This window comes from Mycobacterium sp. HUMS_12744610, from assembly GCF_041206865.1.
Taxonomy (GTDB): Bacteria; Actinomycetota; Actinomycetes; order Mycobacteriales; family Mycobacteriaceae; genus Mycobacterium; species Mycobacterium servetii.
Genome location: NZ_JBGEDP010000003.1, coordinates 89,523 through 104,836 on the forward strand (window position 1 = coordinate 89,523; position 15,314 = coordinate 104,836).

General features: G+C 65.7%; 15 protein-coding genes. 13 read left to right on the top strand and 2 right to left on the bottom strand.

The window, feature by feature from the left end; genetic code table 11:
* Positions 1-11: 11 nt before the first annotated feature.
* The 3 genes from AB8998_RS31260 to AB8998_RS31270 are packed head-to-tail and all read left to right on the top strand — an operon-like array spanning position 12 to position 3,045.
* Entirely contained in the window at positions 12-380 is a 369-nt protein-coding gene (locus tag AB8998_RS31260; protein ID WP_369742160.1) for a hypothetical protein, read from the top strand.
* Positions 377-1,045 (top strand): hypothetical protein, encoded by a 669-nt coding sequence (locus AB8998_RS31265; RefSeq protein WP_369742161.1) that lies wholly within the window; start codon positions 377-379, stop codon positions 1,043-1,045. Before AB8998_RS31260 ends, AB8998_RS31265 begins: the two co-directional genes overlap by 4 nt.
* The gene (locus AB8998_RS31270; protein ID WP_369742162.1) at positions 1,042-3,045 is read left to right on the top strand and encodes a cell division protein FtsK; all 2,004 of its coding nucleotides are present in this window, start codon (positions 1,042-1,044) and stop codon (positions 3,043-3,045) included. The genes AB8998_RS31265 and AB8998_RS31270 overlap by 4 nt, the downstream gene beginning before the upstream one ends.
* A 36-nt stretch (positions 3,046-3,081) precedes the next feature.
* On the opposite strand, the gene AB8998_RS31275 is transcribed toward AB8998_RS31270, so the two are convergent.
* On the bottom strand, positions 3,082-4,131 hold the full coding sequence (locus AB8998_RS31275; protein WP_369738131.1) for a transposase: 1,050 nt from the start codon (positions 4,129-4,131) through the stop codon (positions 3,082-3,084).
* Positions 4,132-4,157: 26 nt separating this feature from the next.
* Positions 4,158-4,481 (bottom strand): helix-turn-helix domain-containing protein, encoded by a 324-nt coding sequence (locus tag AB8998_RS31280; RefSeq protein WP_369742163.1) that lies wholly within the window; start codon positions 4,479-4,481, stop codon positions 4,158-4,160.
* 108 nt (positions 4,482-4,589) lie between these two features.
* Between AB8998_RS31280 and AB8998_RS31285 the strand changes: the two genes are divergently transcribed.
* The 10 genes from AB8998_RS31285 to eccB all read left to right on the top strand — a co-directional run bounded on the left by AB8998_RS31285 (position 4,590) and on the right by eccB (position 15,313).
* Positions 4,590-5,378 (top strand): hypothetical protein, encoded by a 789-nt coding sequence (locus AB8998_RS31285; protein WP_369742164.1) that lies wholly within the window; start codon positions 4,590-4,592, stop codon positions 5,376-5,378.
* A 182-nt stretch (positions 5,379-5,560) separates the two neighbouring features.
* Positions 5,561-6,001, top strand: coding sequence for a hypothetical protein (locus AB8998_RS31290; protein WP_369742165.1), 441 nt, complete (start codon positions 5,561-5,563; stop codon positions 5,999-6,001).
* Positions 6,001-7,044 carry a hypothetical protein gene (locus AB8998_RS31295; protein ID WP_369742166.1) on the top strand — a complete coding sequence of 348 codons (1,044 nt, stop codon included), beginning with the start codon at positions 6,001-6,003 and terminating at the stop codon, positions 7,042-7,044. Before AB8998_RS31290 ends, AB8998_RS31295 begins: the two co-directional genes overlap by 1 nt.
* A 26-nt stretch (positions 7,045-7,070) precedes the next feature.
* Positions 7,071-8,957: an AfsR/SARP family transcriptional regulator gene (locus AB8998_RS31300; RefSeq protein ID WP_369742167.1), complete on the top strand. Its 1,887-nt coding sequence runs from the start codon at positions 7,071-7,073 to the stop codon at positions 8,955-8,957.
* A 3-nt stretch (positions 8,958-8,960) separates the two neighbouring features.
* On the top strand, positions 8,961-9,194 hold the full coding sequence (locus tag AB8998_RS31305; RefSeq protein WP_369742168.1) for a hypothetical protein: 234 nt from the start codon (positions 8,961-8,963) through the stop codon (positions 9,192-9,194).
* Positions 9,195-9,230: 36 nt separating this feature from the next.
* Positions 9,231-9,548: a type VII secretion target gene (locus tag AB8998_RS31310; protein WP_369742169.1), complete on the top strand. Its 318-nt coding sequence runs from the start codon at positions 9,231-9,233 to the stop codon at positions 9,546-9,548.
* 16 nt (positions 9,549-9,564) lie between these two features.
* On the top strand, positions 9,565-11,592 hold the full coding sequence (locus AB8998_RS31315; RefSeq protein ID WP_369742170.1) for a PPE domain-containing protein: 2,028 nt from the start codon (positions 9,565-9,567) through the stop codon (positions 11,590-11,592).
* A 51-nt stretch (positions 11,593-11,643) separates the two neighbouring features.
* Positions 11,644-11,958, top strand: coding sequence for a hypothetical protein (locus tag AB8998_RS31320; protein WP_369742171.1), 315 nt, complete (start codon positions 11,644-11,646; stop codon positions 11,956-11,958).
* Complete coding sequence (gene eccA, locus AB8998_RS31325) at positions 11,955-13,805, top strand: type VII secretion AAA-ATPase EccA (protein WP_369742172.1); 1,851 nt, start codon at positions 11,955-11,957, stop codon at positions 13,803-13,805. Before AB8998_RS31320 ends, eccA begins: the two co-directional genes overlap by 4 nt.
* The gene (gene eccB, locus AB8998_RS31330; RefSeq protein ID WP_369742173.1) at positions 13,802-15,313 is read left to right on the top strand and encodes a type VII secretion protein EccB; all 1,512 of its coding nucleotides are present in this window, start codon (positions 13,802-13,804) and stop codon (positions 15,311-15,313) included. The genes eccA and eccB overlap by 4 nt, the downstream gene beginning before the upstream one ends.
* Position 15,314 lies beyond the last annotated feature (1 nt).

Consider the following 15,314-nt stretch of genomic DNA (forward strand, 5'->3'; position numbering starts at 1 on the left):
AGTGAGTCACGATGTGGCACGTAACCGAGGTCATTCGGCCCTGGGCTGAGGTGACCGCGCAAACGCAGCTGTGGATCGGCGCGGTGCTCGGTGTCGCAGCGGTGTGCGTGTGGGCTGGACTGGGGACCACCACGGCCCTGGTGCACCGGAGCGGGCCCGCGGGCGCGATGGCGGACGGCTGCCCTGCCTCGGCGCCGGTGGAGGTGCGGCCCGGACGGGTGACTGCCGCATGGTGGGCGTTGTGTGCGCGGCAGCTCACGACGCTCGCGGTGATCGCCGCGCTCATGGGTGGCCTAACCTACACGGCGGTGGACACAGGCTTCTTCAAGAACGGGATTTGTGTCTGCACGATCGGCGCCAGCCAAGGGTGGCAGCGATGATGCGCCGGATACCGTTGCTGTGGTGGCGGATTCGCGGTCAGGTGCGGCGGGTACCGGCTCGCGCCCGGTGGGTGCTGGTGATCGGGGTGATCGCGCTGGGCGGGCTGGCGTGGCAACACCACGACCATGCCGGGGCAGGCCACGATGCCAGCTCGAGCAGCTCGACTCCGAGTAGCGCGGCGCCCAGCGGTGCGGCCCCGCCCGGCGGCGGCGACCAAGGCGGCGACCCTGGCGCGTTCGCCAACGAGCCAGGCCTGGGGCCAACCCCTGTGGTGGATTCCTCAGTGGAATCCGCCCGGGCGACCGCGCAGCGATTCGCCACCAACTTCGCCTCCCCCGGCGCCAGCGCGCAGGACTGGTATGCACGCCTGGCGCCGGATCTGTCGGCGCAACTGCAGGAGCAGTACCGGCTCACCGACCTTCGCAACGTCCCACAGGCGACGGTGCAGGCGGTGACCGGCCCGCTCAACCAAATGCCCGGAACGATGGCATTCGACATCACCTACAGCGACTCCACCCGTGTCGAGGTCCGCGTCGAGATGGGCACAGAGGGATGGAAAGTCATCAACGTCCTACCTCTCGACAGCGCGGGCGGATCCGCTGCTGGTGATCCGGCACTCGGCGGCACCGCCGGCAGCACGATCCCGGGCGTAGGTGCCCAATGATCGCCGCCAGCAAAACCAAGGGCGGCAAGGGTGAGAGCAAGCCGTCGTCAGCGGCGACAGCCGGCCGCGCGTATGCCACCCCGAATGCCGAACTGACACGGCCCTACATTGCTGGTGAAAGCCCGGCTGAACAGAAGGAGGCCGCCCAGAGCTGGCAGTGGGTGATCCTGTCCGCGCTAGGTGTGGCGGTGCTGATCGGATACACGCGGGTGTGGCCGCTGGTCGGACAGCTGCTGTATCAGCCGTCGCCGCTACGCGACTATCTGCTGCCGCCCTCGGCGGACCCGGTGTATGTGATCGCCGGCGTGGGCGTCGGATGGGTGTGGATCCTGTTCGTGGCCGCGCCACTGGCGATCGCTGCTGCCGCAGGTCTGTGGTGGGGTGCGGCGGCGTGGGGAAACCACCGGGCCCGCGCCGGGCATCTGGGACACGTCAAGCCCGGGCAGGAATGGGTAGGGCAAACATATCCGGTCGGTCCGGTGATCTTGGCCGGGGCGGCGGTGGTTCTGGCCGCAGGTGGCGGGCTGTTGCGCTGGGTGGGGCCGGCGGCCAGCACCGCGGCCGGCGGGGCGGTGTTGTTGGCCGTCTTCGCGGTATTGGGTTGGGGCTGGGGGCAACTCGTCAGTTGGGCGAGGGCCCGCGGACAGATCAACCGGCAGATCAACCGGGTGACATTTCTGGCGTCGCCGGCCCTGGGGTGGACCGATGTGCGTGCGGGCCGGGTCCAAGCGGTGCGGTGCAGCTACCCGCCCAAAGCGGTGCCGTTCCCCAAAGTGGTGAAGCTGCTCTACGGGCAGCATCCCCGACACATGGGCGACGACGTACTGCGCGAGATCGCCGAGGTGCTCGAGCAGGTCACGGGCCGCAACTACGTGGTGGACCATCAGCCGTTGACCCGGATGCTGCTGGCCACGCAGGTCGAGGTCTGCGACCAAGACCCCGAACTTACCGCCCACGCGGTACTTGAACCGCTGGTGGCCAATTGGTTTGACGCCACCGCCAGCATCGTGTCCGTCACCGTCGATGAGCCCACGGTCATCATCGACGGTGACGGCAACATCGTCGACCGGGACGGCACCATCATCGACGACGGCTCGCGCGACGCCGAGGAGCAGGACAAGGCGGCGTACACCGACAACGACAAACTCGCCGCCAGGATCCGTGAATTCACCGTTGCGTTCGCTTACAGCCAGAAAGTCGGCACCAAATACCGGCAAGGGATGATCGAAGCGGCCGTCACCCAGGCGCTCAAAGGGTCCTGGGATGTGCAGTGGTCGATCCCCTCGCGGCGCGCACAGTTCAAACGCTGCCCCGGACTTCCCACGCTGGTCGATCCGCCGCTGGACTTCCCGGTCGTCACCAAAGCCACGCTGCGTGCCATCTATAAGACCGCGCGGATCCCGTTCGCGATCGACGCCTATGAGAACTACATCGAGTGGGATTTCAGGCAGTCGCCGCATCTGCTGGTCGCCGGGCCTACCTCGGTCGGCAAGACGTCGTTGCTGATGACCGTGGCCACCCAGTGCGCGGCCCGCGGTATCAATGTGGTGTGGATCGACCCGAAAGGTTTCGACTCCCCCGGAATGCGGAACTGGCCCAACACCTCGCTGGTGACCGCCGGCACCGACGAAGACGGCATGGTCGGGCACGCTGCGGCGCTGAGGTTCATCGCGGACACGATGCTCGAGCGGCTTTCGCAGGTGAAGATCAATCCGAACAAGGCCGACGATTTCGACCCGATCGTGGTCATCACCGACGAGTTCTCCAACTTGGTCGTGGCGCTGGCGGACTTCTTCAAGGAATTCGGCGGAAAGGGTGTGCCGCCCACCACCAGGGACGTCGGGATCATCCTGCGCACGGCGCGCGCGGTCGGTATCCACATGGCGATCGGTATCCAGCGGCCGGACACGATGTTCATTGCTGGTGAGGCTCGTGACAACACCGCGTTGCGGGTGGCGTTGGGTCGGCTGCGGTCCAAAGACGCCGCGATCATGATGTGAGGTGTTTCTGACTTTGCGATAGACATTCGCGTTTGATCAGACAACATCGTCGGGATCCTGTATGGGTTGAGTGTGCCTTTGCTGGCGGTGCCAGGCAAGTCGGCGGTTGCGGGCGGATTCGAGCCCGGCTTGGCGTGCTTTGCGGATGGCCTCCCCTCGTCCTTCGTGTTCGTCGTTGGGCGTGACATAGCCGATGCCGGCGTGCAACCGGACTCCGTTCCAGAATTGGCGGGTGACGGCAAGTTCGGCGCGCAGGGTGGCGGGGTCCTCGATCGCGAGCAGGTGCGGGAACTCGGCCTTGAGGTGCCCGTTGAAACTCTCGATCCAGGCTTGATCGGTCGGCGTTCCGGGGCGTCCGAAGTGCTGGGCGATCGCAGACATGGCCATGAACTCCCGCGTCGAGCCCGACGTCATCTGGGGACCGTTATCGGACACCGCGAGCAGGATCGGCCGGGCCTGGTCGTCGATGCCGATATCGACCAGGCCGTCGGCGCGTCGCTCAACGGCCTGCAGGAGTCCCTCGATGTCGAGCGCGTCGGTGAACCCGATCTCGACCTGGGTGGAGGTTTCCTCAGCGGAGACGACCTCGGTGATCCACTTGCGCGAGACCAAATCCTGAATGATCAACACTGCCATCCCCGCCCTGGTGAAGTGCGTCGTATCGTAAATCCAGATCGAGTTCGGCTTGTAGTCCACCCAATCCGGGAAGGGCTTGCGTTGAGAACGTCCAGGCTTGGGAAGTGGTCGAAAGTGCTTGTCCGCCAAGAACAGGACCCGACGAACACTCGACGGTGACACCCATACCCGGCCCAGATAAGAGCCGCGGTGAGCAAGCTTGCGGTGCGAGCGGTCGGTCTCGCCCCACTGGTCGAACAACGCCAAGATCTCGCTGACTTCTTCGTCGAGCAGCCCATGCATGGGCGACCCACCAGGGATCTTGTCGACCAGCTGGCCGATCGCTCGGCGAGCGATCCAGCGATGTGCCCGCAGCTCGCCGAGCTCCAACGCATGGCATGCCTGGCGCAGTGTCCAACCTTCATCGACCGCCTGGTCGAGCAAGCCCAACAGCGCCGTCTTGGTGGCCACGTCGACACGGTGTGGGACTCGGCCACTTAGCCCCAGCGCCCTTTTCCCTCGACCAACGTCAGCCGCACGGCCATCTCCTTGAGTGCCTCGGACAGCCGCGCGTTCTCGGCCTTGGCGGCATCGAGTTCGTAGTCGCGTTGGCGGGCCGCCGCGCCTGGCTTGGCTGCCGCCAGCGCGGCCAGCGCACCTTCCTTGGCGATCGTGCGGACGCGCATGATCGTCGTGCGATCCACCTGATGGTTGGCGGCGGCCTCGGCGATCGTCACCTCCTGGCGTACCAGCTGCAGCCATATCTCGTACTTCTGCGACGGGCTCAAGAACCGTCGGGCGACGGTGCGAGCGGTCGCCACCAGAGTTTGCTTCGGACATGATCAGATCCTCCAAGAGAGCTCGGAGAACCCGTCGGATGTCGTCTGATCGACACACCGATCTCTATCGCGAAGTCAGACGCAAAACAGATGTTCAACGATCCGGTCGCTGGGACGCGGGTTCAGCCGGGTATCAAGGGGCGCGGCACGGTGCAATTGCCGGATGGGACGTTTCGGGAGATACAGGCCTTCTACACGCCGAAGGTGCCGGCCACACCTGAGCAGCGCGCCGAGCTATCCGATCATGAGCGGGCCGTCCTGGACAGGTTGGGGCGGGTGGACAGTTTCTGGCCGCGGCGGGTTGTCGACAGTGCGCTGCGTAATTACGACCCCGAAGACCCGGATCAGAAAGCGGAGATGTCGTTTGCGGTGATCCGGAATTCGCCGATTGTGCTGGCGTCCAAACATCCTGAACTGGATTCACTCAGTGACGACTATGTGCCGCCGTCCTCGGGGGTGCGCAGGCCCACCATGGACGACGACCACGACGAGACCGACCCCGGCGAAGTGGCTGCGGCATGGGCGCCGCTGGGGCTGAGCGGTGGTCCGCGAACCAGCGATGGACAGGCGGTGCCGCCAACGTTCGCCGGGCCGGTGGACGGGTTCGATGACGACTACATGCCCGACCCTGAGGAGGAATACGGGCCGGCGGTTCCGGTCGCTGCACACGACGTCGAATTCGGCGATTTAGTGGACGTTTCCGTTGACGGTGCTGGTGAGTGGCGATACGTTCACGCTGAGCCGTATCGCAGCGACGATGAAGACGGTGAAGACCGGCTGATCATCCCGTACCGGGATCTTGAGGACACGCAGGCTGCCAGCGACATCGAGGTCGATCCCTATGAGCAGATGCAGGTCCGCAAACTGCACATGAACTGATCCAGTGATCGAGGGGAGGCGCGGCGATGGGGGGCGCGTTGGCCGGCTCTGTTGGCCGGCCGCACACAGCCGCCGAAGTCTGTGCTGAGCGCGGCCCCGGACTGTGCACGGTGGGTCAACTGTCCGCGCATCGTGCGATGGTTGTGGGGGATGTGTCGACCGACAATTACAGGAGGACTTGAATGCCCAAGAAGCGATCCGGTCGTGCCGCTGCCGAACGGGCGTACGCGGACTTGATCCGCGACAAGACGCGGCTTGTCGGCGATGTCGGTGACACATTCGAGGCGTTGACGGCGGCGTTGACGGCGGCTGCTGCGCAGCGTGAGCGCTATGAGCAGGCTCGGGCGGCGGCGATCAAGAACGGCGCGGCGACCAGTGAACAACTAGATCAACTGGGCTACCGCAAGACAACTAAGACGGTGACGCTGCCCGCATCCGAGGATTCAAGCGCCAAGGCAGGTCGAGGCGCCACGAGTGACGACGAGGGCGGCATCACAGATAGGGCCGGCGTTGATGCCGTGAGTGAACCCGAGCCTGCGGCGGACACTGGTGGAGATGGAGGCGACGCCAGGACGGACGTGTTGGCGGGGGTCGGCGCAGGTACAGATGGAGGGCAGCACTAATGGGCGGTGGTATTGACGACCTGATCATCGAATCCCAGGAACAGCACCGCCGCTATCACGGCTTGTTCGGGCATAACCCGGCCGGCGGCGACGGGCTGCGGGACTTGGGCACTTACAGCCGCTCGGTCGGCAAGCAGGCCACCAGCGTCCGTGACGGGGTGATGAGGCTGGACTTCTCCACGAATGTGATGGGCCCCTTCGCCCAGGAGACCGGGTGGGACCACCTTCCTTTGGATGGGTTCGGCGGCGCGGCCGGCCGTGGCGGCATCGCGGCCGATGGCAGCGCCCAAAACAACGTCGACGGCGGCAACGCTGTCGCCGGCAACGCCGACGCCGAAGCCGCTGAGATCGCCGCCGTGCCCGACCCCAACAGCCCCGCCGGTAAGGCGTCGATCCTGGCGATCATCCAGAAATACCAATCACAGAGTTCAGGCACCGTGGCCGACACGTCGGCCAGCGAGCAAGCCAACGGGGCGCAGGCCGCGACCGGTGGTAGCGACAACGACAGCAGCGACGATGATGACGGCCACCATCACCATCACCACGACGATGATGACGACTCCGGAGGCATGGGATCAGGTAGCGGGGGCGGCCTGATGGACATTCTTTCCTCGCTGCTCGGGGGTGGCGGAATGGGCGGACTGGGCAGCATGATGAGCCCCGAGGGCATGGGCGGCATGGGCGGCGGTATGAGCCCCTACGGGTCTGACCCTTACGCCATGACCGCTGGAGCAAACGGAGCCGCACCTGCTGCGGCTGACCCTTTCGCCAGCACACCCATCGGTGCCGCGGCCGGCAACACCACGGGGGCTTCAGCGGGCACCTCGGCCGACCCGTTCGCCTCTACCCCATCGACTGGTGCCAGCACTGTGGGCAACACCTCTGGTGAACCCGCAGGTAGCGGTGAGCCGGCCGCCGGCGGTGGTGCGCAGAACAACGGTGGAAACTCGGAGGCGAAAACCACCGGCGCCACCAGCACCGACCTGTCGGCCTTCGCCACCGGCGATAACACCTCGGTGCCCGCCGACCCGGCGGCAGGGTAACGACCGAAACCACTGCCATGGCTGTCATGTCCGCGCCGGTCGTCAACACCGCTGTCACCTCTTGGTGGTATGGGCAGGGACGCGCGGTCGAGGTCGCGCGGCGGTTGGAGACACTGCATGAGCTCACCCCGGCGCCGGGACCGGTTGGGGCGGTCACGGTGTCGCGTGGGCACTTGAGCGTGGCATTTCAAAAACCCCTTGCCTCGCCGCTGCCGACACCCTGGCAGCCCGCCGGCGGCGAGGCGCGTCTGGACTGGGGTGATGTCGATTCCGGCAGCCCGCCCGATCCCCATCACCCGGTCTATCTGGTGGTGCTGGGAGTCCAAGAGGACACCGATGCGCTGGTCGTGCTCAACCTGGGGGCGTTCTCCCGCATCAGGATTTGCGGAGATCCCGACATCGCGCGCCGGTTGGTGACGCGATGGGTGTTCGAGCTGATCGCCACCCATCCCGCAACGACCGTGGGCATCACCGATGACATCTGGCCGGGTCCCACGACCCATTGGGTTCGGTCGGTGACCGCCGGCAAGGTCCCCGATGTCGATGTGCTGATCTGCGGGCCCGACGTCAGCTACGCCGACCGCGCGCAAATCGTGTCGTCGGCTTCCAGCCGTATCCTGATCGACCTGGGCGCCGACGCTGCCGTCACGACGACGTGGGTGGTGAACTGTGGGGCCGATCAGCGCGGCGAACTCAGCAACGGTCGCAGCACGGTCAGCGCCACGCTGATCATTCCCAACGGTGATGTCATCGACATGTGCCGCGAACTGCTGACAAAGCCCTCGCCGACGCCCGTCGCGGCGTTCACCAAGCCGACGCCTGTCGACGACGTCGACCTCGGCTACGACAAGGATGACGATCCCGTTGACACCGACGATCCCGTTGACGGTGAGGCCGCCGACAACGGGCCGCCGCCGCAGTGGTCAGAGCTGGCATCGATGAGTCCACCGCCCTCTGATGACCTGCACATCGATACGCGATCCCTTGAGCCGCCCAGCGTGTTCACGGCTGAAGCAAGCGCCGTCGACGACACCGTCATAGAGGCAGGCGGCGAGGCGGCTGTCGACGATTCCGCCGTGGAAGCCGGGCCCGGTGATATCGATCGGGCGTCATCGGTGCCCGCCGCGCCAGACCTGCCGGCCGAGCAGCCTCCCGCAGCCTCAAACCCCGGCAGGTCAGCGGCGGGGAGTTCGCCACGGGTCGCGGTGATCTGGAACCGCATCCTGGGCCCGGTAACCCTGTGCCCCCCACACAGCCCCGGAGAACTGCCCCGCGAGGCGCGGCTACGCGAGCTGACGGTGTATCTGCAAGATCAGGGCTCGGTGAAGATCGGCGACATCGTCGACGACGTCTGCGGTGGGGCCGCTGAAACAAGAACAGTCACCCAGCAACTGTCCATGCTGCGTCGGCGACTGGGGCCGATACATCCCGGCGGCAGCGACGCGTTCCCCCGCGCTGACCGCGAGGGCTACTACCATCTCCTTAAAGAGGTGCGCTCGGATTGGATGGAATTCGATCGGCTCGTCGACTTGATCCCCGCCCGGTCAGAAACCGAACATCTCGTCGCCGCAATGGAACTCGTCACCGGGCCGCCGTTAGGCGGGATCGGCGACCACGACTGGATCTGGGCTGCGTCACTACGTGACCAATTGCGGAGCAGAGTCCCCGAGGCGGCCGCTGAGCTGGCGCAACGTTTCTACCAAGCCCGGAACTACAGCGCGGCACTGGAAGTTGCCAGCAAAGGGCTGTGGTACGACGCCCTGCGTCAAGATCTGCTCGCCGTTGCGCTGCGGTCAGCCGGTGAGAGCGGCAACCACGTCAGGTTCCGTGAACTACGCGCGCACTACCTTGCCAAAGTGCCTGTCTGCGACCGTGATCCGGTCGTTCATGAACTCATCGGAAGGGCGGAATAAGACATGCACCAAATCATCCTCAGCCAGTTTGTCGACGACGATGACGACGTGATCACCACTGCGAGCACCGATCCTGAGGCGCTGTCGGTGTCGGTGCTACGCACCGGGGAAATCGTCGACGTCGACGTCGATTCGCAGCGGATGCGTCCACTAGGTGTCGACGGCTTCAGTGAATTATTTGTCGCCTGCGCCCAGGCGGCATTCGCCAGCCGCTACGACTCACTACCCCAAGCGTGACTGTCTCGGTCACACCGTCAAGAGAGCGAGGCCCCGATGGCACATCTCAACGTTAATCCCGCCGATCTGGCAGGCGCCGCCGAGGAATACACCCAGCTGGCGGCAGCGGCTGCGGTGATCAGCCCCCGCGCTGCCGAGGAAATCAGCCGCATCATCGCCACCCACGGCGTGATGGGATATCCGGTGGCAGTGGGAATCCTCACCGGTTTGGCGCCGCGAGAAGCGAAAGTCAACGCCAAGGCCGCAGCGTTCACCAGCTATGCGCAACGATTCAGTGAACACGCGGCAAGCTACATCAGTGGAGACGCCGATGCCGCCGACGGCCTGCGTGGCATCGCTTTCGACACCGTGTAATCGCAGGGGCTGACCGATGCTCGACGTCAACCCCGACACTCTGCGGGGTGTCGCGGAGTCGGTGCGCGACGCTGCAACAGCGCTCATCGACACCACCCAGTCGGCAACCCCAGGCTGCGGCGGCGACGAAGTCTCGCAGACGATCATGGACAACCTCAACGCCCGCCGTAAATGGTTGGCTGATCATGTGCGCACAGGGCACGAGCAGGCCTGGGGTGCTGCATCTGCGACCGATGACACCGCAACATCCTTCGAACACGGCGATGCGGCGATGGCCGACATACTCGGCGGCGCTGCCGGCGGCGTGAGCAATGGCGGCAGTTCACGTCGCGGCGGACCGGGGCGGTCCAGCGCGACGCCCATGCCGTCGGTCAACCCCATTCCCGACATCAGTGGCCGCGACGGCGAATCGCTGGCCCGGCAATTGGAATCCGGCGCCGGAGCCGCCCCCGCGGTGAGCGCGGCGGCGCAATGCAGCGCCCTGGCCGGCAAAGCTGCTCAGGCAGCAGCCCATTTCGCTGGAGCGCAAGCACTGTTGACCGCGTCGGGCACCTCCGAAGCGCACGGGCCGATGCTGGCGCGTCTGGCCAGGGCGCAAGTGTGGGCGCAGGGAGTGGCCGGGCACGCGCAAGATCTCGCTGAGAGCTACACCGCGGCTGCCCAAAGCCACATCGCCGCATGTGGTGCGGTCAGGTCCTCCCAGGAATGGGAAATGACCAAAACTTCCTTCAACGAAGCGGTTGCCGAAAACCAAGCGACCGGCGGGATGATGCAAGAGCGCGTGGAGGCGCTCAAAACGTTGCTGGATTCGATGCAGCAGGAAGCCGTCGCCGCGATGGGTGGCTACCAGTCGGCCGGGGAACTGTTCAGCATCCCCACTGTGGGTCTGCTGGACCCCCACGTCAGTCCTGATGGCCCGGCTGCTGCGCCGGACCCCGGTCCAGCTGCTGCAGCAGATCCGGAGATCCTTTCCGCGCCGCCGCCGGCGGGCATGCCCGGAACCGGCACGACCAACCTGGGAGGCCTGATAAGTACTGCGACGGCGGGATCGGCCCGCTCCGCGGTTCAAGCGCTCAGTGGGTCACTGAGCCCGGGCATCCCGGCAGCAGGCGGTTCCGGTTCATCCGGCAGCAGCGGGGCGGTTTTCCGCCCGGCTGGACTGCCTGGTGGCGCGTCGCCTACGGGCAGCCCAGGCGGTGCGGCGGCCTCGGGGCTCGGCGGTGGCATGGCGCCAGCGGGATCGCCTGCTGGCAGCCCTAACCCCAACTCCCCCAACGCAAGTAACGGACCGAACCCTGGGGCCGGTGAGCCGGGAGGGGTAGATCCCGGCCAGGACCCGGAAGCCATCGATGGTAGTGATCCCGACGATGACGACCAGACAGGCAATGCGACATCGCATTCCGGCGGTGACGACGGCGACCAATCGGGGCCGAACAGTATGCAAAATCTCCTCGGCCCGCTCATGGGTGCGGCCGGACCGGCGATGGGTGCATTAGGCAAAGGCGGTGGCGGTGGCGGTAATCCTCTGGAATCGCTGGGGCAAGTGGCGCAATCACTGGAACAGCAACTCGGGAAACAATTCGGCGGCCACAAGGGTCATCCGCTGACGCCGTTGACGCACGCCGCGCCGCACCATCCCGGATCCGGACACCTTGGAGGCGGTGCGGCAAAAGGCGGGGGCGGGCTCGGTCACGTCGGCGCCTCGGTGCATCCGGCGGCCGCCAAGAGCACGCCCGCGAGCCCGCCCCCGGGCGGTGCGTCGGGCAGCGGGCAGGGCGCCAGCACCGCGGCCGGGTCAGGGATGGGAGGTGCGGGCATGATGCCGATGGGCGCCGGCAGCAAGGGAGCCAAGCCGTCCGTAAAACCAAACATCTACCCCGAGCCGATCCAGACGCAGCCCGCCGGTACCGGACGTGCCGGAATAGTCGGCCGCGACCCCGCGCAGGCTGACCGATCAGTGCTGGATCCAGCGCAGGACAAATCGCGTCGTGAGCGGGTGGCCCGGAGGAAGAAATCGAGCACCGACGACGCCCTGGATTTGTAGGCCGATCTGCATGTTTCAGAAATGTCCTACTTTCGTGTAACCCTGTCGCCCATGGATATCCCCCTGCATCCGCTGGTGGTCGCCGAAATGGCTCGCGGCCGTGACTTTCTCGACCGGGTCACCGCGGCGCGGCGCGCGGTGGCCAAGACCGAGTGCACGGTCGTGTGCCCCGATGGCGATAACACGATCACCTTCGATGGGGATGGCATGGTGGTTGCCGCGGTGTTCGTCGAGGACATCTTTGACCGTTATCCCGGTGATCAACTCGGCGAGCAGCTGACCACGATGTGCCAAGAGGGTTACACCGCAATTGATGAATCCGTTGACGCCGCGATCGCGCAAGCCCTGCGAGGATCGGCGACATGAGTAGTAGCTTTGCCGCTGAACGTCTATTCACGTCCAGTTGCGCGGCGCTGGGATTGGAGGTGTTCGGTCGGCGGCAAGTCGTCGACCAGGGGGCAGCTCGCGCCGGATTCGCGCGGCTAACCGCTGAATTTCCGGCTCAATGCGACGGCTGGCGGGGATTAGCGGCTGCCGGTGAGGCCACCCGGGAAGTCATCGAGCAGGCGTACCGCACCCTGGACAGTTTCGGGAAGCTGCTATCGGAAACCGATGTCGCCGGCTACGGACTTGATTTCGCCTTCTCGACGGGCTTGTATGTGAATTTGCCGGCCGTCGGTCCCGACGGGATCCGGCTTGCCTATGCCGCAGAACTTGCGAAGGCACGTGAGTTCGACGCCGCCCACGCGCTCCTCGACGACCGTCTTCTGGCCGCCTCTCCCCTGCACGCGGGATGGGTTCTGGGTGTGGTCTTTTGGCTCTCGGGGCGCTGGCATGATGTGCGGCGCGTACTGGGCCGGCTCTTAGCGCTGCCGCAGCGCGAATGGATGATCGGCAATACCGGCGAGGTGGATGCATATCTACGTCAGGCGGTGACGGTGGCGCACGGGATCGCCGCGGCCAACCTGGGAATGTGGGACCAAGCAGCAAATGAGCTGGCCGAGCAGGGGTCGGGTCCGATCGCCGAGGCCAGCGCCGATGCCCTGTTGACGGCGGCGCTGAGTGCGCGGGCGCTGGATCGAACCGAGGTGGCAACCAGGCTGCTCAACGATGCCTACTCGGTGCCTGATGTCAGCCAGCAGACCCGCTCACGGATTGCCGATGCGTTGTCCAATCCCGATTTCGGGATCGAGCCGACAACGGCGACCCGAATCGAGGCGCGCACGGATTACTGGGATCAGGCCAGTGAGCCGGGGGAACGCGAATATCAGTGGCAGCTCGGCGCGGACCGGCGCGCCGAGCTGCGAGCCGAAGCGGCGCAGGAGCTGGCCGAGTTTGTCGGCATGGAAGACGTCAAAAACCAAGTGGCGCGGCTGGAATCGAGTGTGCGGGCGGCGAAGGCGCGTGAAGCGCGTGGGATGCCGACACGGAGCAAACCGCTGCACCTGGTCCTCAAAGGGCCTCCCGGAGTAGGGAAAACAACCATCGCGCGAGTGATCGGCAAGCTGCTGTGCGCCGCGGAGGTGCTGCCCAGCGCGACATTCATTGAGGTCGGGCGTGGAGATCTTGTCGACAACAAGATCGGCGGAAGTGAAAACAAGGTTGCGGCTGTCGTGAAGCGCCTGCTCGACTCCGGTGGCGGAATTCTGTTCATCGACGAGGCCTACGCGCTGACCGACTCGGGATCGAAGAACGATTTCGGTCCGATCGTGATCACGGAGTTGATGCGCGTAATGGTCGACTACGCCGACAAAGTGATGGTGATCGTGGCGGGATACGCCGACAAGATGGACGCATTTTTGGATTCCAACGAAGGCCTGCGGTCCCGGATTGGCCGCGAAATCATTCTGCCCGCCTACACCGTTGACGAGCTCGTGGAGATCGCGGTGCGGGTCGCTGCCCGCGGGGCCAGCGTGTTCGAAGATCTTGAGCCTCTGGGTGAGGTGTTCACCCGGCTGGCAGGCTCTGTACTGCTGGACACCCAGGGGGTGCTCCGCTCGGCGCTTGATGTCGTCGGCAACGGGCGATTCGTCAACATGCTGGTCGGGCTCGCTGAAGAAGAACGTGAATTCCGCCTCGACCAGGCTGGGCTGCTCGACACCGGCAGCGAAGAGGACTTGGAAACGCTGACCGGAGCTGACGTGCGTGCGGCGGCCGAGCGGCTACTTCAGGGCCACACCCTCATCCCGGTCGACGAAGGAGAGGGCCGATGACGACCAAGGTTCCGCCGGGATATGAGCGGCAGGGATTCAAATCACGCAGCGCGATCCAGCGTCCCGCCGCGGTGCGCAGCCGCCCGTGGGGGTTTGTCACCAAGCACCAGATCTCGGGGTGGCGGTTCCTGATCCGCAGAATCAGCAACGGGGTGGCACTGCAGGACACCGGGATGATCACCGATCCGCTGCGTAGGCAGGGCCGGGCGCTGAGTATCGGAGGCTTGGTGGGGGTCGTGGTGTTGTGCGGTGGGGCTCTGCTGCTTCACATCCTCAAGCCGGCCGGGGTGAGCGGAACCCATCCGATCTTGGCGGAACGCTCGTCCAATGCGCTGTATGTGGTGGTCAATAACGAACTGCACCCGGTACTCAACCTCACCAGCGCCCGGTTGATTGTCGGCAAGCCGGACGACCCCACCGGGGTCAAGTCCAACGAGATCGACAAGTTCCCGCTGGGAAACACTCTGGGTATACCGGGGGCCCCGTCCCGTATGGTGCAAAGCCCGGTACGTGACGCCCGCTGGGTGGCCTGCGATTCGGTAGCGGGCGCTGCACCGGGCGTGACGATGATCGTGGGCGATCCGGTGCCTGGGGCCGGGCACGCGTCGCCGCTGGGAGACTCCTCAGCGGTGCTGGCCAGTCGTGGTGATGGAACCACTTGGCTGATCTGGGGTAACAAGCGCAGCCAAATCGATCTGACCAACGCCGCGGTGAGCGCGGCGCTGGGTATCAATACCGATACTCCGCCGCCGCGGCCTATCAACCGCCAGGTGTTGAACATGATTCCTGAGTCACCGCCGCTGACGGTGCCGTTTATCGCCAACGCGGGTGATCCCCCGCAGTTCGTGTGGCCTGCGCCCGGCGCGGCGCCGGTGATCGGCGCGGTCGTCGTCGACCACGAAGGTGATCAGGTGCGCCACTACGCGGTCACAATCCAAGGGCTGCAACCGATTTCGCCGGTCATCGCCGCTATCCTGCGCGCCGACAACGCCCATGGCTTGGTCGATCCCCCAGTGTTGACGCCCGATCAGGTCGCCAAAGCCCCGTCGGTGCACCCCATCCCGGTCGAGGACTACCCCGCGCAGCCTTTGACGGTGCTCGATCCGGGAATTGACCCGGTCATCTGCGGGCAATGGGTGAAATTGGATGGCGCCCCGACCTCGACGTTGACGTTGCTGGTCGGGCAGTCGCTGCCTGTGGCTGCCGATGCTGCGCCGGTGTCACTTGCCGGTGGCGGGCCGGGGGCAGCGGCGCGAGTGGTGATGCCCAAAGGGCGGGGATATTTCGTGCAAGTCACCGGTCAGCAACCGAAATCCATGACCAAGGAATCATTGTTCTGGTTGTCAGACCTGGGGGTGCGCTACGGGCTGGAGTCGACACCCAACGAAACCGCCGCGCCCGCCAAAGCGCTGGGATTGGCCAACCCGCTGCCGGTGCCCTGGTCGGTGCTGAGCCTGTTTGCGGCCGGACCCCCACTGTCGAAAGCTGATGCGCTGATCGCGCACTAGA